This window comes from Neisseria lisongii, assembly GCF_028463985.1.
Taxonomy (GTDB): domain Bacteria; phylum Pseudomonadota; class Gammaproteobacteria; order Burkholderiales; family Neisseriaceae; genus Neisseria; species Neisseria lisongii.
In genome coordinates this window covers 707,246-723,459 of the sequence record NZ_CP116766.1, presented here as the reverse complement: position 1 = coordinate 723,459, position 16,214 = coordinate 707,246, and the positions used below count along the sequence as shown (strand labels likewise).

Here is a 16,214-nt window from a genome sequence, read left to right as displayed (position 1 = left end):
GATAACCGGCAAAGAAAACATTATTTCCGCCTTACCCGCATTCGATATACAGTATCGGCAACACTTCAATCCATAAGGAATCATGATATGAAATTTGCCAAAATCCTACTCTCGGCCGGTGCTGCGTTGACACTGGCGGCCTGCTCGCCGAAATCCGACACGCCGGCGGCGGCTTCCGAGGCGCAAGCCGATAGCAGTGCAGCGGTAAAACTGCTGAACGTATCCTACGATGTGGCACGGGACTTTTATAAAGAATACAACCCATTGTTTATCAAAGAATATCAAGCCAAACATGATGGTACCGGCATCAGCATTCAGCAATCGCACGGCGGTTCGAGCAAGCAGGCTTTATCGGTTGCCAACGGTTTGGCGGCGGATGTGGTTACCATGAACCAGACTTCCGACATCGAATTGTTGGAGAAAAAAGGGCTGGTTAAAGCCGACTGGCAGCAACGCTTGCCGGACAATGCGATTCCGTTTACCAGCACCACTGTATTTTTGGTACGCAAAGGAAATCCCAAACAGATTCAAGACTGGAGCGACTTGGCTAAAGACGGCGTGCAGATTGTGCTGGCCAATCCGAAAACCACCGGCAACGGCCGCTATGCCTTCCTCGGTGCATACGGTTATGGCCTGAAAGCCAACAACGGCGATGAAACCCAAGCCCAAAATTTTGCCGCTGCGTTGCTGAAAAACGCTCCGACTTTTGAAAACGGCGGCCGTGCAGCCACCACCACGTTTACCCAGCGCAATATCGGCGATGTGTTGATTACGTTTGAAAACGAAGCCAATTTTGTCAGCAAACATCTGACCAAAGACCAATTCGACATTGTGTATCCGAGCTACACCGTGGTTTCGCAAAGCCCGGTTGCCGTGGTGGACAGTGTCGTTGAGAAAAAAGGCACGCAGGCGGCGGCTGAAGAATATCTGAGCTATCTGTGGAGCGAACCGGCTCAGGAATTGGCGGCCAAACTGTATCTGCGTCCGAAAAACAACGATGTGCTGGCCAAACACCAAGCGGATTTCCCAAACATCGAAACCTTTGATCCGAATGAAAAATTCGGTACTTGGGAAGAAATTATGAAAACCTTCTTCGCCGACGGCGGCTTGGTAGATCAATTATCCAATAAAAAATAAGCCCCGACACACACACGCTTCACACGCAGATGCCGTCTGAAAACAGCGATCAGCCGTTTTCAGACGGCATGTTTATTTTGACGTACAATATCGCTTTTATCCGCATTTGCCATCATGTCCGACCGCAAAATCATTCACATCGATATGGACGCTTTTTACGCTTCCGTAGAATTGCGCGAACAGCCGCACCTGAAAGGCAAGCCCGTGGTGGTGGCTTGGGAAGGCAGCCGTTCGGTGATTTGTGCCGCCTCTTACGAAGCCCGCCGCTTCGGGCTGCATTCGGCGATGTCGGTTGCCAAAGCCAAGCGGTTGTGTCCGCAGGCAGTGTATATTCCGCCGCATTTTGCACTTTATCGTGAAGTTTCGGCGCAAATCCATGCCGTTTTCAGACGGCATACCGATTTAATCGAGCCGCTTTCTTTAGACGAAGCCTATCTGGACGTTACCCGAAATAAGCAGAATATCGCCTATGCCAGCGACGTTGCCCGAAGTATTCGTGCCGACATTTTCACCGAAACCGGCCTTACCGCCTCGGCAGGCATTGCACCCAACAAATTTCTCGCCAAAATCGATTCCGACTGGCGCAAGCCGAACGGACAATTTGTCTTGCCGCCGCAAAAAGTCGCCGCATTTTTGGAAACTTTGCCGCTGACCAAAATCCCCGGTGTCGGCAAAGTAACCCTGAAAAAAATGCAGTCGCTGGGTATGCAGACCGCCGGCGACCTGAAAACCTTTGCCCGCGGCGAATTGCTCAACCTCTTCGGCCGCTATGGCTACCGTCTCTACGATTTGGCACGCGGCGTGGACGAGCGCCCCGTCAAAGCCGAGCGGGAACGCCTGCAGATTTCCACCGAAATCACCCTACCTGAAGATTTGCCGCTGCACGAAGCCGCCGCCCATTTGCCGCACCTAGCCGAAGATTTGTGGCAGCAAATCGAACGCAAACACACCGAAGCCAAAAGCATCACCCTCAAACTGAAAACCCACGATTTCCGTACCCTCACCCGCTCGCTGACCTATTCCTCACCCTTTCCCGATTGCCAATCGCTGCTGTGCGCCGCCCAAACCCTGCTGCAACGCCTACCGCCGCAACAGGAACACGACACCTACCGCCTGATCGGCATCGGTGTCAGCCGCCTGTTTCCCAAAAACCAACAGCCCGCACTTTGGTTATAAGAAAATAGAAAAGCATTATTTCCCATTACCTGCGATTGGGCGGACAATTCCAAAACATCATTTTCAGACGGCATCATCACAATATTCACTACAACCCAAATGCCGCCCAACTCACAGGAACACGCCCGATGTCATTATTCCGCCCGCAGCTTTGGCAGATTCCCGAAATCAGCCCCGAACACATGCAAAACCTACCGGCTTTGGTACAAAATCTGGAACAACGGCTGGTAGAAATCGCCCGCCGCTTTCCCCAAGCCGTTTTCGCCTCCAGCCTTGCCGCCGAAGACATGGTGATTACCGATGCCTTATGCCGTCTGAAATTACCGGTGCGCATCATCACCCTGAATACCGGCAAACTCAATCCCGAAACCGAAGCCCTGATTGCCGCCACCCAAAAGCAATACGGCATTGCCTTGGAAGTGTACCGGCCGCAGCCCGAAGCCGCCGCCGCTTTCGAACAGCAGTTTGGCACGTCCGCCATTTACGAAAGCGTGGAAAACCGCCGCCAATGTTGCCATATCCGCAAAATCGAACCGCTCAACCGAGCCCTGTCCCAAGCCCCCGCATGGCTGACCGGACAACGCCGCAGCCAATCCGCCACCCGCAGCGAACTGGCCTTTGAAGAACACGACGGCAGCCGCAACATCGCCAAATTCAACCCGATTTTCGACTGGGAAGAACACGATGTCTGGGCCTACGCCCAAACCTACAACATTCCGCTCAACGACTTATACCGCCAAGGCTACCCCAGCATAGGCTGCGAACCCTGCACCCGCCCCGTCAAACTCGGTGAAGACATCCGCGCCGGCCGCTGGTGGTGGGAAAACAAAGACAGCAAAGAATGCGGCTTGCACAAATAAGCAGACACCAATAATCATGCCGTCTGAAAATCGATTTTCAGACGGCATTTACTGTATAAGAATATCAGTGTTCAACAAAAATATGATGAAATAAGTTGTACGCTGAAACTCAGTCAATCACCACATTCAGACGGCCTATTTCTTCAACTTCGGCATTCAAGCTGTCGCCGGATACCACAGCGCCGACACCTTCGGGCGTGCCGGTGAAGATCAAATCGCCGGGGTGAAGGGTAAACAGTTCGGATAATTTGCTGATAACTTCTTCCACCGACCAAATCAAATTACCGATGTTGCTATTCTGTTTTTCAACATCATTCACCTGTAAACGGATTGCCGCCTGCCCGACATTAACTGCTTCTTCACGGCGGCGCAGCGGGCTGATGGGGGCGGAATAGTCGAACGCTTTGCCGATTTCCCACGGTCTGCCGGTATCTTTCATGGTTTTCTGCAAATCCCGTCGGGTCATGTCCAAGCCGACCGCATAGCCGAAAATATGTTCTTTGGCCTGCACCGCCGAAATATTTGCGCCGCCCTTGCCGATGGCAACGACTAATTCCGCTTCATAATGAAAATTCTGTGTCAGCGGCGGATACGGAATGTGCAGCGTTTCCTCCTGTTTGGCTGCCACCACCGATTCGCAGTCGTTCGGCTTGCAAAAGAAAAACGGCGGCTCTTTATCGGGATCGGAACCCATTTCCCGTGCGTGTTCCGCATAGTTGCGCCCCACGCAGTAAATCCGGCGGACGGGATACAGTTCATCGCTGCCGTAAACCGACAAGGCCGCATTTTGGTGCGGCGGAAAAACATAAGCCATATCAAACTCCTTGTAGCATAACTTTATTGGTGTTTACTTTAATATACCGATTTTCAGACGGCCTTCTTGTCTCGTTCAAAACAAAATAAATGAAAAAACAGCTTTTGAAACCATCAAAAGCTGTTTTCGGCACTCGGTTTAACGCAGTTCGGCGTGCAGGCGGCTGATAAAGGTGGCGGCATCTTTGCCTTTGTAGCTGCTGCCGTCTTTATTCAACAGGCTGACACGGGTGGCGTTTTTCAGCGGCTCGACATAGACGATGATTTCAGGTTGTGCAGCGTCGGCTTTTTTATTGCTGCCTTTGCTGAACCAGCGGCTGAATATGCCCGGTTGTTGGTTGCGGACGGCTTCGCTTTCGGTCAGCGCCGGTTGCACTAAAAAGGCATGGCGCTCATCGTTTTGTCCGACCACGGTCAGGCCGATGCGGTCGAGTGCTAAGGCGGTGCGGCGCCAGTTGCGATCGTAATCGCCGGAAAGCAGCAAGGTGTTGCCGTCCAGTTTCGCCAGTTCGGAAGTGCTGCTGCGTTGGGCAACGCTCTCGCTCAGGGCGTTTTCGGCCTGTTTTTCATCTACGCCGAGATACTGCATAAAGCGGGCTAGGAATGCGGCTTCGAGGTTCGGATCGTTCGGACGGGGCTGCCATACGGTGGTGTCTTTGCTTTTCTCGCCATACACTTCCTGCAGACCTTTGTGGGCAAAGAAGACATCGGTTACGCCGTTTTTTCCCTGCTCGATACGGATAATGAATTTATCCCGCTCGCTGGTGGAATAAATGCCGCCCAAGCCGACTTTGTCAAACAGGCGGCGTACCACATCTTGCGGCACTTTTGCCCGGTTTTCCGCCCATTCGGTTTCCATTTGGCCGATGGCCGGTTCTTCGGATTTGATGTCAAAGCCGTTTTCCTGCCAGAAGGCTTTCAAGAGCGGCCACAATTCTGCCGGTTTTTTGCCCTCTACGGCTACCCAGCGCTGGCTGCCGTCCCGCTCCAAGCGAACGCCTTTAACGGCTTGCAATACGGTTTGGTTTGCAGGCTGCTGCACTGCCGGTGTGCGGTTTTTGCTGCCGCTCAATTCGCTGGCACGCACTGCGCCGCTGCCTGCAGGCACTTGATACAGATTGCCCTGAGCAGGATCGTTTAAATCCGGTGGGACTTCCAGATTGACGATTTTCCGGTTTTGGCTCTGATAATCCAGCTTCGGCTGTTCTGCTTTATTGCTCGAACAGGCGGCGATACTCATCAAAGAAACGGCTAAAACCGCCGGTTTGATATATTTCATATAAACTTCCTGTATCAATTTGCTCAAATCTGTTGCGCAGCCTGCAAGGCACTGCGTACTTTCTGCTGACCGGCTTCGCTCAGCTCTACCAAAGGTAGGCGGACGTAAGGTTCGCATTTGCCCAAAGCAGCTACGCCCCATTTCGGTGCGGCTGGACTTGGTTCGCAGAACATGGTGTTGTAGATCGGAATCAGCTGCTGATTCAGACGGCGTGCTTCAGCGATATTACCAGCCAGAGACGCACGGCACATATCGGCAAACAGTCTGGGGGCAACGTTTGCCGCTACGGTAATCACGCCCCGTCCGCCGGCGAGCATAAACACCATGCCGGTCGGGTCGTCGCCCGACAATACCACAAAATCTTCAGGCGCTTGGTTAATCAGTTCGATATTGGCGGCGATGTTGCCGCTGGCTTCTTTTACGCCGACAATGTTCGGGATTTCCGCCAGACGCAGTATGGTTTCATTGCTCATGCTGACAACGGTGCGGCCCGGTACATTATAAATAATCATCGGAATGGCCACGGCTTCGGCAATGGCTTTGAAATGGCGGTAAATGCCTTCTTGGGAAGGTTTGTTGTAGTAAGGCACAACAGACAGGGTGTAATCTGCGCCCGCCTTCTCGGCGGCTTTGGAAAGCTCGATGGCTTCTTGAGTGTTGTTGGCACCGGTACCGGCAATCACCGGCACGCGTTTGTTGGTGTGTTTGACGGTTTCTTCAATCACAGACAAATGCTCGGCTACCGATAATGTCGCACTTTCGCCTGTCGTGCCGACAGCAACAATGCCGTCGGTGCCGTTTTCGATATGCCAGTCGATGAGACTGCGGAGTTGTTCGAAATTGATGCTGCCGTCTTGATTCATCGGGGTAATCAGGGCAACCAAGCTACCTTGTAACATAATGAAACCTTTATTGTGTAGAGGGCGGTAATGGTGGAGATTGTAGCCTAGTTTGTTGCCCGTGTGAAACATTGTGTACTCATGCCGCCTGCCGTTTGGCGGCCGCATATTTTGCAAAATCTGCATTTATTTTTAAAAAACAGTATATTGAATTATCCGACTTTGCTTTCGGGAAGAATATTAAAATATGCAAAACCCGAATCAAGGCCGTCTGAAAATTGCCGATACGCCGTAAATTCTATACAATCCGCCCGACAGAATTACCTATTTTTACTGATTCTCCCGCTTCATCTTTAAATATTTTTACAAGGAATCCAACATGGCTGAATCATCTCACCAACCGGCGCAATCGCCGGATTTATTATACCGTTTAGAAGACAAACCGCCTTTCGGCAATGCTTTATTGAGTGCGGTAACGCATTTGCTGGCGATTTTTGTGCCGATGATTACTCCGGCGCTGATTGTCGGCGGCGCTTTGAATCTGCCGGTGGACATGACCGCCTATCTGGTGTCGATGGCGATGGTGGCATCGGGTATCGGCACTTATTTGCAGGTAAACCGTTTCGGGCCGGTCGGGTCGGGCATGTTGTCGATCCAATCGGTCAATTTTTCATTTGTAACCGTGATGATTGCGCTGGGCGTGGGCATGAAAGAAGGCGGCTTGGATGAAAACGCCATGATTTCCACTTTGCTGGGTGTGTCGTTTGTCGGCGCATTTTTGGTGTGTTTTTCCGCCTATCTGCTGCCTTATCTGAAAAAAGTGATTACCCCGACCGTCAGCGGCGTGGTGGTGATGTTGATCGGTTTGAGCCTGATTCATGTCGGCATTACCGATTTCGGCGGCGGTTTTGCTGCCAAGGCCGACGGCTCGTTCGGCTCGCTGGAAAACTTGGGACTGGCTTCGCTGGTGTTGCTGATTGTGTTGCTGTTCAACTGCCTGAAAAACCCGCTGCTGCGCATGAGCGGTATTGCCGTCGGCCTGATTGTCGGCTACATCGCCGCCCTGCTCTTGGGCAAAGTGGATTTTTCCGCACTGGAAAACCTGCCGCTGATTACCGTTCCCGTGCCGTTCAAATACGGTTTTGCGTTTGACTGGCACGCTTTTATCGTGGCCGGTGCGATTTATCTGTTAAGCGTGTTTGAAGCGGTCGGCGATTTGACCGCTACGGCGATGGTGTCCGACCAGCCGATTGAGGGCAAGGAATACACCGGCCGTCTGAAAGGCGGCGTATTGGCGGACGGCTTGGTTTCCGTGATTGCCACCGCCTTGGGTTCGCTGCCGCTGACCACTTTTGCGCAAAACAACGGCGTAATTCAAATGACCGGCGTGGCTTCTCGCCATGTCGGCAAATATATTGCCGTGATTTTGGTACTGCTCGGGCTGTTTCCCGTTATCGGGCGGGCGTTTACCACCATTCCGGCACCGGTTTTGGGCGGCGCAATGGTGTTGATGTTCGGCCTGATTGCGATTGCGGGCGTACGGATTTTGGTAAGCAACGGCATCCGCCGCCGGGAAGCGATTATCGCCGCCACTTCGGTCGGCATCGGCTTGGGTGTGGCGTTTGAACCGGAAGTGTTTAAAAACCTGCCGGTTCTGTTTCAAAACTCAATTTCCGCCGGCGGCATTATGGCGGTGATTCTGAACTTAGTCTTGCCCGAAGACAAAACCGATCCGGCGGTATATGTCGATACCGACCACTTAGAACATTAAATTTACCAAAACGCCGTTTTCAGACGGCCTTGCGGTACAAAACACCAGCCTTGTCTGCCCGACAAGGCTTTTTTCTCGCCAAGCGGTCTGCTGGCAAATCAGTGCGTTCCGCTATATACTTACCCCTTTGCACTGAAAAGGCCGCCGCATGAACCGCCGCCGCATTTATCTGCTCTGCATCATCTTTTTTACCCTGCTGTTTATGGCACTGATTCTGCTGGGTAGTTATCTGCTCGCCCACGGCGAAAAAGCCTATGCCGTGGCGGCTTTTCTGTTTTCGTTTGCCGCCGTTTTCGGGCAAATTGCCGCCTTGGCACTGTATGCCCGCCGTCCGCCCCAAGAAGGAAACCGATAATGTTGGAAAAAATCGTTTTAGCCAGCGGCAACGCCGGCAAACTCAGAGAATTTTCACGCCTCTTTGCTGCCAAACAGATTGAAGTTTTACCGCAATCGCAGTTTGACACGCCGGAATGTCCCGAGCCTTATTTCACCTTTGTCGAAAACGCCCTTGCCAAAGCCCGCCACGCCGCCAAACACAGCGGTCTGCCCGCCTTGGCTGACGACAGCGGCATCTGCGTTCCCGCATTGGGCGGCGCACCGGGCGTTTTATCGGCACGCTATGCCGGAAGCAACCCGAAATCGGATAGCGCCAACAATGCCAAACTCTGCGCCGATTTGGCGGCACACAATGATAAAAACTGTTATTACGTCTGCGTATTGGTTTTGGTCCGCCACGAACACGACCCGCAGCCGATTATCGCCGAAGGCATTTGGCACGGACAATGGCAAGACACCGCCGCAGGCGACGGCGGTTTCGGCTATGACCCGCATTTTTATCTGCCCGACCACGGCTGCACCGCCGCCGAATTGAGTGCCGATGTGAAAAACGCCGTCAGCCACCGAGGACAGGCGCTGCAACAGTTGCTGGAAAAGCTGGAAACCTGTTCCGCATAAATCATCACATCAATCCATGCCGTCTGAAAACCAAGCCCAAACAAGCGGAGCGGGTTTTCAGACGGCCTCACCAAAATTATCCCACTCCAAACACAACCATGCCGCCCATCAGCTTTGCAACCGCTCCAACCCTGACCAGCCTGCCGCCTTTGTCGCTGTATATCCATATTCCGTGGTGTCTGAAAAAATGCCCGTATTGCGATTTTAATTCCCACAGCCTGAAAAACGGTCTGCCCGAAAACGCATACATCGATGCCCTGCTCACCGATTTGCAGACCGAGTTGCCGAATATCTGGGGGCGGCCTGTCGAAACCGTTTTTATCGGCGGCGGCACGCCCAGCCTGTTTCAGGCGCAATCCATCGACCGCCTGCTCAGCGGCATACGCTCGCTGCTGCGGCTGCAACCCGATGCCGAAATCACCCTTGAAGCCAATCCGGGGACGTTTGAAATCGAAAAATTCCAAGGTTTCAAAGATGCCGGCATTACCCGCCTGTCGGTCGGCGTACAAAGTTTCGATGACACCATGCTACAACGCTTGGGGCGGGTGCATAACGGCAAAGAAGCCCTTGCCGCCATCGATACTGCATTAAAATTGTTTGATAAAGTCAATATCGACTTGATGTATGCCCTGCCGCAGCAAACCTTAGATGGAGCATTAAATGATGTGCAGACCGCTATCGCCACCGGCGCAAGCCACATCAGCGCCTATCATCTGACCATGGAACCGAATACCCCGTTCGGCCACACGCCGCCCAAAGGCCTGCCAGATGATGAAGCCGCTTTGGACATTGAAGATGCCGTCCACCAAACCTTAGCACAAGCCGGATTTATCCATTACGAAACTTCCGCATTTGCGCAAGCGGGCAAACAGTGCCGCCACAATCTGAATTATTGGCAATTCGGCGACTATCTCGGCATCGGTGCCGGCGCACACGGTAAAATCTCTTATCCCGACCGCATCGAACGCACCGTCCGCCGCCGCCACCCCAACGACTATCTCGCCGCCATGCAAAATCAGCCGCAAGAAGCTGTTGAACGCAAAAACATTGCCGCTGAAGATTTGGCATTTGAATTTATGATGAACGCCCTGCGCCTGCACGACGGCGTACCCGCCGCCCTGCTGCCGCAGCGTACCGGACTGAGCGCCGCATCAATCCTGCCCCAACTCGAAACTGCCCGCCGAAAAGGCCTGCTCGAAACCGACCCGACCGTATTCCGCCCGACCGAGCAAGGCAAGCTGTTTCTCAATGATTTGCTGCAATGTTTTCTGTAACCCCTGAACCTGCGTTTTTCAGACGGCTTGGCTAGGCCGTCTGAAAAACGCAGGTTTCACTAAAATTAAGCAAGGCAAGTTAAAACAGGCTTGAGTACAACGACACATTGCCCAACGCCGCCGATTATAAGATAATAAGCCACAGCAGAACGCTTATTTTACGATGACACTTCAAGGAGAATACTCATGTCAAAAACCATCATTCATACCGACAAAGCCCCCGCCGCCATCGGCGCATACAGCCAAGCCGTGCGTGCCGGCAATACTGTTTACCTGAGCGGCCAAATTCCTTTAGACCCTGAAACCATGACTGTAGCCGGCAACGGCGATTTCCGTACCGAAGCCGTGCAAGTCTTTAAAAACCTGCAAGCCGTTGCTGAAGCCGCCGGCGGATCGCTGAAAGACATCGTCAAACTCAACGCCTACCTGACCGACCTGTCCAACTTCGCCATCTTCAACGAAGTAATGGCCGAATTTATCGAGCAGCCCTTTCCGGCGCGCGCCGCCGTCGGCGTAGCCGCCCTGCCGAAAGGCGTACAGGTTGAAGCAGAAGCCGTATTGGTACTCGCTTAATCACATCACCCCCGTTTTCAGACGGCCTGTTGTCAATATTCCGGCAACAGGCCGTCTGAAAACCTATTCGACGGATTTTCCCACATGGCACACTACGCAATCGGCGATATTCAAGGCTGTTATGACGAATTAACCGCCTTATTGCACAAAATCGGCTTCAACCACGGCAACGACACCCTCTGGCTCACCGGCGACATCGTCAATCGCGGCCCCAAATCTCTGGAAGCGCTGCAATTTGCCATGAAACACGAAAGCAGCGTCCGCATCGTTCTCGGTAACCACGACCTGCATCTGCTCGCCGTCGGCTACGGACACGGATCGCTCAAACGCAGCGACACCCTCAGCCCTATCCTCAAACACCCCCAAAGCAAAACCATGCTCGACTGGCTGCGCCGCCAAAGCCTGCTGATTCAAACCGACCGCTATGTTATGGCTCACGCCGGCATTTTGCCCCAATGGAGCGTCGAACAAGCCCAAAGCCTTGCCGAAGAAGTCGAACACGAACTGCAAGGCAAACGAGTCGAAACCTTTTTCAGCAAAATGTACGGCAACACCCCGACCGCTTGGAAAGAAGACTTGGGCGGCTACAAACGCCTGCGCTTCATCACCAACGTTTTTACCCGAATGCGGGCGCTGACCTTTACCAACGAACTCGAATTCGACTTCAAAGCCGGTCTCGACAAAATGCCCCTCTACCTGCGTGCATGGTTCCAAGTTCCCGACCGCCGCCACCTCAGCCATACCGTTGTCTTCGGCCACTGGTCGGCACTGGGCCACCTCAACACAAACAACATCATTTCCCTCGACACCGGCGCACTCTGGGGCGGCAAGCTCACCGCCATCGACCTCGATACCCAACACATTACCCAAGTCGATGCCATCAACGGCCTCAACTGGAAAACCGTGTTGAAATAAAAGCAACTTGGCAACAGCGGCCGTGTTATTCCATTTTTACTAAAGTGAATTTACTAGAATTGAATTTACCATCTCCAAGTGTCAAATATGATTGCCGATTCCAATCCCATTTTACCTGACCACTATTTTCAGACGGCCTCACGCTTTCCCGATGTTTTCCGTCCCCGAAAAGCCGACAGCCACAAAGGCACCTACGGCACGCTCGGCATCATCGGCGGCTCAGAAGGCATGAGCGGTGCGCTCGTATTGGCAGCAAGCGCCGCACTGTATCTGGGTTGCGGCAAAGTTTGGGCAGGATTTCGGCAACATTCACTACCATTTGCCATGATTCCCGAACGCCCCGAAATCATGCTGGCAACAGCCGAAAAGCTGCTGCAACGCAACGACATCACAGCTTGGGTAGCAGGCTGCGGCTTAGGACTGGACGAAGCCGCCGAACAGACATTATCGCAAGTGCTGAAACAAGCCGCCCATACCCCGCTGCTGCTCGACGCAGACGCACTCACCCTGTTAGCAAGGCCGTCTGAAAACCGACAGGCAGCCATCCGCCACCCGCAACTCATCTTAACCCCGCACCCCGCCGAAGCCGCCCGACTATTGAATGTATCCACCACCGAAATCCAAAACAACCGCCCGCAAGCCGCAGCAGAAATCAGCCAAACATTCCAAGCCGTAACCGTATTAAAAGGCCATCATACCCTGATTGCCGCACCTGACGGAGACATCGAAACCAATTTCAGCGGCAATGCAGGATTAGCAACCGCCGGCAGCGGCGACGTATTAAGCGGCATCATCGGCAGCCTGACCGCACAAACGATCGACTTATGGCAAGCCACCTGCGCCGCAGTCTGGCTGCACGGCACCGCCGCCGATTTACTGAAAACCCGACAAGGCGAAATCGGCATGCTCGCCGGAGAAATCGCCCCCGCAGCCAGATGGCTGCGCAACCGGTTGATTACGGATAACTGAAATATTTAGACCTAACCATACCATAATATTCAATAAAAAACGGATTTTGCCGAGACAAAATCCGTTTTTGATATGATTTCCGAAATATCGGAAATTTGAGTTTAATTAGCGTTTTTTACCGGTAACGGTTGCAATCGCCAAGTTTTCGTTACGTTTCAGAGAAACGCTTTCCACGCCTTCTGGGAATTTAACATCGCTCAGGTGCAGAATGTCGCCGGCTACTACGGCAGCGCAATCCAGTTCCAAGAATGCCGGAATGTTGGCAGGCAGAGCCAATACTTCTACGGTGGTGTTCAACAGAGAAACACGGCCGCCTTGCAGTTTAACGGCTTGAGAGTTTTCAGCGTTTACGATGTGCAGCGGAACACGGATACGGATCGGCAGATCGGCTTGAACGGCTTGGAAGTCGATGTGTTGCACTTGTTGGCGGAACGGGTGCATTTGGAAATCGCGTACGATAACTTGTTGTGCTTTGCCGTCTACAACCAGATTAATCAGTGCAGTGTGGAAAGATTCTTTTTCCAATGCGTAGAATACGGTTTTGTGGTCAACGGCAATCGCTACTGCGTCTTGGCCTTCACCGTACAAAATGGCAGGGATTTGTCCTTCGCGACGCAGGCGGCGGCTCGCACCAGTGCCTTTATCTTCGCGAACAGATGCTTGAATTTCGTATGACATAGTTAAATACTCCAGTAAATGAATAATCCGCCGTCGGCCGCGACCAGCTTAGGCGGTTTGGGGTTAAGGCAGCAAAACGCCGCCACCGTTTAACACATCTTCGTTGAAAAGATATGAAACAGATTCTTCATTGCTGATACGGCGTACCGTTTCAGCCAACAGACCGGCAATCGTTACCTGACGGATGCGGTCGCAGTTGCGTGCGGCTTCCGATAATGGAATGGTATCGGTTACGACTACTTGGTCGATATCGGAAGAAGCAATGCGGGAAATTGCTTCACCGGAAAATACAGGGTGGGTTGCGTAGGCCAATACTCGGGCTGCACCACGGGCTTTGAGCGCCGAAGCGGCTTTGCACAAGGTGTTGGCGGTATCGATCATATCGTCCACAATCAAGCAGGTGCGGTCTTGTACATCGCCGATGATGTTCATGACTTCGGCAACATTGGCTTTCGGGCGGCGTTTGTCGATAATTGCCAAGTCCACGTTTAATGATTTGGCCACCGCACGGGCGCGTACTACGCCGCCGACATCGGGGCTGACCACCATCAGGTTGTCGATGCGCTGTTGGGCAATATCGTTCAACAAAATCGGGGTGGCGTAAATATTGTCCACCGGAATATCGAAAAAGCCCTGAATTTGGTCGGCATGCAAATCTACAGTCAAGACACGGTCGATGCCTGCCGAATACAGCATATTGGCCACCAGTTTTGCCGAAATCGGCACCCGTACCGAACGGGGACGGCGGTCTTGGCGGGCATAGCCGAAGTAAGGAATGGCTGCGGTAATCCGGCCTGCAGAAGCCCGTTTCAACGCATCTGCCATGGTCAGGATTTCCATCAGGTTGTCGTTGGTCGGTGCGCAGGTTGGTTGCAGAATAAACACATCTCGGCCGCGCACGTTTTCCAGCAGTTCGACAGCCACTTCGCCGTCTGAAAATTTGCTGACGGAAGCGCCGCCCAAAGAAATATCCAAATGTTTGACAACCCGTTGTGCCAATTCGGGATTGGCATTGCCGGTAAACACCATTAAACCATCGTATGCAGCCATATCTTCACCATTTGATTGTAGATTTGATTTTTGCTCAGAGAACGCCATATCAGCCTCTGCTTGAATGTTCGGTTATCCGGCCGACATTATACGCACAATAGCAGAGAAAACCAATATGATATGGCAAAACCGGCATTAAAAAAGCGTGTAAGGTAATCTTACACGCTTTTGTCTGGCTGGGGAGGAAGGATTCGAACCTTCGCATGCTGGAATCAAAATCCAGTGTCTTAACCGCTTGACGACTCCCCAACAAAGGGTGTGGCTGGGGAGGAAGGATTCGAACCTTCGCATGCTGGAATCAAAATCCAGTGTCTTAACCGCTTGACGACTCCCCAGCAGAAAACTGTATGGCTGGGGAGGAAGGATTCGAACCTTCGCATGCTGGAATCAAAATCCAGTGTCTTAACCGCTTGACGACTCCCCAACATTTTCTTTATACACGAAACAAGGGGTGGAAGTCTAAACCTTCTACACAATATGCTTCATATATTTCCGAAATCTGCCGGTATATTGTATTTGCTTCCTGATGAGATTGGGTTGCTAAAAACAAACATGCTCCCGAACCGGTCATCAAGACTTTTCCATAAACTGCCAAATCTTTATATGCCTGCGCCACTTCAGGATATTCCTGAAATACCACTGCCTGCATATCGTTTCTGAAAGGCTGTATGCTTTGGAAAGTCGGCATTATGCTAGGTTTTGAATCCCGTGTCAAGCGAGGGTGCGAAAAAATTTTCGCCGTGGCAACATGAACCTCAGGCTTCACTACCACATACCATTGTTTCGGCACATCAATCGCCCTCAGTTTCTCGCCGACACCTTGGGCAAACGCACTGCGTCCAAAGAGAAAAAACGGCACATCCGCTCCCAACCGAACACCCAAACCCGCCAATGTGTCAAAACCGTAATCCAACTGCCACAGGCGGTTTAATGCCAGTAAAACCGTTGCCGCATCCGAACTGCCGCCGCCCAAGCCGCCGCCGGTCGGGATTTTTTTATCCAACCAAATCTCAACGCCCAAAGCGGTTTGGCTGCGTTGCTGCAGGGATTGTGCCGCACGATAGGCCAAATCCCGTTCCGGTGCGCCGATTTCTACAGGATTGTGCAAAATGATTTTGCCGTCCTGCCGCAACCGCAGATATACAGTATCATACAGCCCGATCAGGCAAAAAATGCTTTCCAGTTCGTGATAACCGTCTGCCCTGCGCCCGATAATGCGCAAGTCGAGATTTAGTTTGGCGGGGGCTGGAAATGCCTGCGCATCGGCGGGAATATTCATGGCTGCTCGGCTCCGCTGCGTTCGGCACACTGCATTTTGCGCTCGGACTTCGGCAATTTGTCCCAATCGTCAAATACCAAACGGATACTTAATTTGCTGTTTTCCAAAAATAAGATTTTGGCTTCGTTTTGCTCGCCCACCGAACGCCGGATGTTCCAGCCCGATTGCTGCAAACGGCCGTCGGCAAGGATTTGATACGGCTCGCCTGCCGCCCGTTTGCCCGATGCCCACAGGTGCAGATATTGCAGCGGCAATTCAAACCCCAACAGGCTGCTGCTGAGTTCGGCGGCATTTTGTGCCTGATATACTCTGCCTTTGGCATCAACCGCCAATACGCCCAAGCTATCTTGGCACAATCTGCCCACCGTATTGCCCAGCGGCGTATTGACATCCACGGTCTGCATCTGCCCCTGATAACGCCAGTCGAAATTGGCATACGAGCCTTTTTCTTCGATTTTAACAGCCAGTCTGCCGTCGGCGGCGAAGTCGTCAATTTCCTGCGCCTGCGGCCATTCGCTTTGTTCGGTATAGTTGTTTTGCGCACATGCTGCCAGTAAAACGGCGGCGGCAAAGGGTAAAATTTTGCGTGTCATCATCAATCTCTCTCTGATGCCGTCTGAAAACGAGGGGAACGGGTTTCTGCGAAG

General features: G+C 52.6%; 17 protein-coding genes and 3 tRNA genes. 10 read left to right on the top strand and 10 right to left on the bottom strand.

The annotated features are described in order from the left end of the window. Window positions 1-87 precede the first annotated feature (87 nt). The 3 genes from PJU73_RS03235 to PJU73_RS03225 all read left to right on the top strand — a co-directional run bounded on the left by PJU73_RS03235 (window position 88) and on the right by PJU73_RS03225 (window position 3,173). On the top strand, window positions 88-1,137 hold the full coding sequence (locus PJU73_RS03235; RefSeq protein WP_237091117.1) for a sulfate ABC transporter substrate-binding protein: 1,050 nt from the start codon (window positions 88-90) through the stop codon (window positions 1,135-1,137). Between the two features lie 114 nt (window positions 1,138-1,251). Beyond that, a complete protein-coding gene (dinB, locus tag PJU73_RS03230) occupies window positions 1,252-2,313 on the top strand; it encodes a DNA polymerase IV (RefSeq protein WP_237091116.1) in 1,062 nt (353 codons plus the stop codon). 128 nt (window positions 2,314-2,441) lie between these two features. Then, the gene (locus tag PJU73_RS03225; RefSeq protein ID WP_237091115.1) at window positions 2,442-3,173 is read left to right on the top strand and encodes a phosphoadenylyl-sulfate reductase; all 732 of its coding nucleotides are present in this window, start codon (window positions 2,442-2,444) and stop codon (window positions 3,171-3,173) included. A gap of 109 nt (window positions 3,174-3,282) precedes the next feature. Here PJU73_RS03225 and PJU73_RS03220 read toward each other — a convergent pair whose 3' ends face one another. From PJU73_RS03220 to dapA, 3 genes are all read right to left on the bottom strand, one after another. Next, window positions 3,283-3,987, bottom strand: coding sequence for a fumarylacetoacetate hydrolase family protein (locus tag PJU73_RS03220; RefSeq protein WP_237091114.1), 705 nt, complete (start codon window positions 3,985-3,987; stop codon window positions 3,283-3,285). 138 nt (window positions 3,988-4,125) lie between these two features. Further along, complete coding sequence (locus PJU73_RS03215; RefSeq protein ID WP_237091113.1) at window positions 4,126-5,265, bottom strand: NlpB/DapX family lipoprotein; 1,140 nt, start codon at window positions 5,263-5,265, stop codon at window positions 4,126-4,128. A 23-nt stretch (window positions 5,266-5,288) separates the two neighbouring features. Beyond that, entirely contained in the window at window positions 5,289-6,164 is an 876-nt protein-coding gene (dapA, locus tag PJU73_RS03210; RefSeq protein WP_237091112.1) for a 4-hydroxy-tetrahydrodipicolinate synthase, read from the bottom strand. Between the two features lie 319 nt (window positions 6,165-6,483). Between dapA and PJU73_RS03205 the strand changes: the two genes are divergently transcribed. The 7 genes from PJU73_RS03205 (at window position 6,484) to PJU73_RS03175 (ending at window position 12,560) form a co-directional block, all read left to right on the top strand. Then, window positions 6,484-7,875 (top strand): nucleobase:cation symporter-2 family protein, encoded by a 1,392-nt coding sequence (locus PJU73_RS03205; protein WP_237091111.1) that lies wholly within the window; start codon window positions 6,484-6,486, stop codon window positions 7,873-7,875. A gap of 148 nt (window positions 7,876-8,023) precedes the next feature. Then, entirely contained in the window at window positions 8,024-8,230 is a 207-nt protein-coding gene (locus tag PJU73_RS03200) for an NGO_0222 family membrane protein (protein ID WP_237091110.1), read from the top strand. Continuing rightward, complete coding sequence (rdgB, locus tag PJU73_RS03195) at window positions 8,230-8,829, top strand: RdgB/HAM1 family non-canonical purine NTP pyrophosphatase (RefSeq protein ID WP_237091109.1); 600 nt, start codon at window positions 8,230-8,232, stop codon at window positions 8,827-8,829. The genes PJU73_RS03200 and rdgB overlap by 1 nt, the downstream gene beginning before the upstream one ends. Window positions 8,830-8,927: 98 nt before the next feature. Beyond that, window positions 8,928-10,103: a radical SAM family heme chaperone HemW gene (gene hemW, locus PJU73_RS03190; RefSeq protein WP_237091108.1), complete on the top strand. Its 1,176-nt coding sequence runs from the start codon at window positions 8,928-8,930 to the stop codon at window positions 10,101-10,103. Between the two features lie 186 nt (window positions 10,104-10,289). After that, a complete protein-coding gene (gene ridA, locus PJU73_RS03185) occupies window positions 10,290-10,676 on the top strand; it encodes a deaminase RidA (RefSeq protein WP_237091107.1) in 387 nt (128 codons plus the stop codon). An 84-nt stretch (window positions 10,677-10,760) separates the two neighbouring features. After that, on the top strand, window positions 10,761-11,591 hold the full coding sequence (locus PJU73_RS03180) for a symmetrical bis(5'-nucleosyl)-tetraphosphatase (RefSeq protein ID WP_237091106.1): 831 nt from the start codon (window positions 10,761-10,763) through the stop codon (window positions 11,589-11,591). Between the two features lie 87 nt (window positions 11,592-11,678). After that, window positions 11,679-12,560, top strand: coding sequence for an NAD(P)H-hydrate dehydratase (locus PJU73_RS03175; RefSeq protein WP_237091105.1), 882 nt, complete (start codon window positions 11,679-11,681; stop codon window positions 12,558-12,560). A gap of 105 nt (window positions 12,561-12,665) precedes the next feature. On the opposite strand, the gene PJU73_RS03170 is transcribed toward PJU73_RS03175, so the two are convergent. The 7 genes from PJU73_RS03170 to lolB all read right to left on the bottom strand — a co-directional run bounded on the left by PJU73_RS03170 (window position 12,666) and on the right by lolB (window position 16,163). Continuing rightward, complete coding sequence (locus PJU73_RS03170; RefSeq protein WP_237091104.1) at window positions 12,666-13,238, bottom strand: 50S ribosomal protein L25/general stress protein Ctc; 573 nt, start codon at window positions 13,236-13,238, stop codon at window positions 12,666-12,668. A gap of 63 nt (window positions 13,239-13,301) precedes the next feature. After that, window positions 13,302-14,288, bottom strand: a complete 987-nt coding sequence (locus tag PJU73_RS03165; RefSeq protein ID WP_237091103.1) for a ribose-phosphate pyrophosphokinase — start codon at window positions 14,286-14,288, stop codon at window positions 13,302-13,304. 173 nt (window positions 14,289-14,461) lie between these two features. After that, window positions 14,462-14,537, bottom strand: a tRNA-Gln gene (locus PJU73_RS03160). Between the two features lie 10 nt (window positions 14,538-14,547). Then, window positions 14,548-14,623 (bottom strand) — tRNA-Gln (locus tag PJU73_RS03155). Between the two features lie 13 nt (window positions 14,624-14,636). Then, a tRNA-Gln gene (locus tag PJU73_RS03150) sits at window positions 14,637-14,712 on the bottom strand. Window positions 14,713-14,721: 9 nt separating this feature from the next. Next, a complete protein-coding gene (gene ispE / locus PJU73_RS03145; protein WP_237091102.1) occupies window positions 14,722-15,567 on the bottom strand; it encodes a 4-(cytidine 5'-diphospho)-2-C-methyl-D-erythritol kinase in 846 nt (281 codons plus the stop codon). Next, complete coding sequence (gene lolB, locus PJU73_RS03140; RefSeq protein ID WP_237091101.1) at window positions 15,564-16,163, bottom strand: lipoprotein insertase outer membrane protein LolB; 600 nt, start codon at window positions 16,161-16,163, stop codon at window positions 15,564-15,566. Before lolB ends, ispE begins: the two co-directional genes overlap by 4 nt. Between the last annotated feature and the right edge of the window lie 51 nt (window positions 16,164-16,214).

Bases quoted from the DNA above. Each gene is read 5' to 3' on its own strand.
- dapA (WP_237091112.1), bottom strand. From the start codon at position 6,164: ATGTTACAAGGTAGCTTGGTTGCCCTGATTACCCCGATGAATCAAGAC.
- PJU73_RS03205 (WP_237091111.1), top strand. From the start codon at position 6,484: ATGGCTGAATCATCTCACCAACCGGCGCAATCGCCGGATTTATTATAC.
- dinB (WP_237091116.1), top strand. From the start codon at position 1,252: ATGTCCGACCGCAAAATCATTCACATCGATATGGACGCTTTTTACGCT.
- PJU73_RS03165 (WP_237091103.1), bottom strand. From the start codon at position 14,288: ATGGCTGCATACGATGGTTTAATGGTGTTTACCGGCAATGCCAATCCC.
- PJU73_RS03225 (WP_237091115.1), top strand. From the start codon at position 2,442: ATGTCATTATTCCGCCCGCAGCTTTGGCAGATTCCCGAAATCAGCCCC.
- ridA (WP_237091107.1), top strand. From the start codon at position 10,290: ATGTCAAAAACCATCATTCATACCGACAAAGCCCCCGCCGCCATCGGC.
- rdgB (WP_237091109.1), top strand. From the start codon at position 8,230: ATGTTGGAAAAAATCGTTTTAGCCAGCGGCAACGCCGGCAAACTCAGA.
- ispE (WP_237091102.1), bottom strand. From the start codon at position 15,567: ATGAATATTCCCGCCGATGCGCAGGCATTTCCAGCCCCCGCCAAACTA.
- PJU73_RS03200 (WP_237091110.1), top strand. From the start codon at position 8,024: ATGAACCGCCGCCGCATTTATCTGCTCTGCATCATCTTTTTTACCCTG.
- PJU73_RS03180 (WP_237091106.1), top strand. From the start codon at position 10,761: ATGGCACACTACGCAATCGGCGATATTCAAGGCTGTTATGACGAATTA.
- PJU73_RS03215 (WP_237091113.1), bottom strand. From the start codon at position 5,265: ATGAAATATATCAAACCGGCGGTTTTAGCCGTTTCTTTGATGAGTATC.
- PJU73_RS03175 (WP_237091105.1), top strand. From the start codon at position 11,679: ATGATTGCCGATTCCAATCCCATTTTACCTGACCACTATTTTCAGACG.
- PJU73_RS03235 (WP_237091117.1), top strand. From the start codon at position 88: ATGAAATTTGCCAAAATCCTACTCTCGGCCGGTGCTGCGTTGACACTG.
- hemW (WP_237091108.1), top strand. From the start codon at position 8,928: ATGCCGCCCATCAGCTTTGCAACCGCTCCAACCCTGACCAGCCTGCCG.
- PJU73_RS03220 (WP_237091114.1), bottom strand. From the start codon at position 3,987: ATGGCTTATGTTTTTCCGCCGCACCAAAATGCGGCCTTGTCGGTTTAC.
- lolB (WP_237091101.1), bottom strand. From the start codon at position 16,163: ATGATGACACGCAAAATTTTACCCTTTGCCGCCGCCGTTTTACTGGCA.
- PJU73_RS03170 (WP_237091104.1), bottom strand. From the start codon at position 13,238: ATGTCATACGAAATTCAAGCATCTGTTCGCGAAGATAAAGGCACTGGT.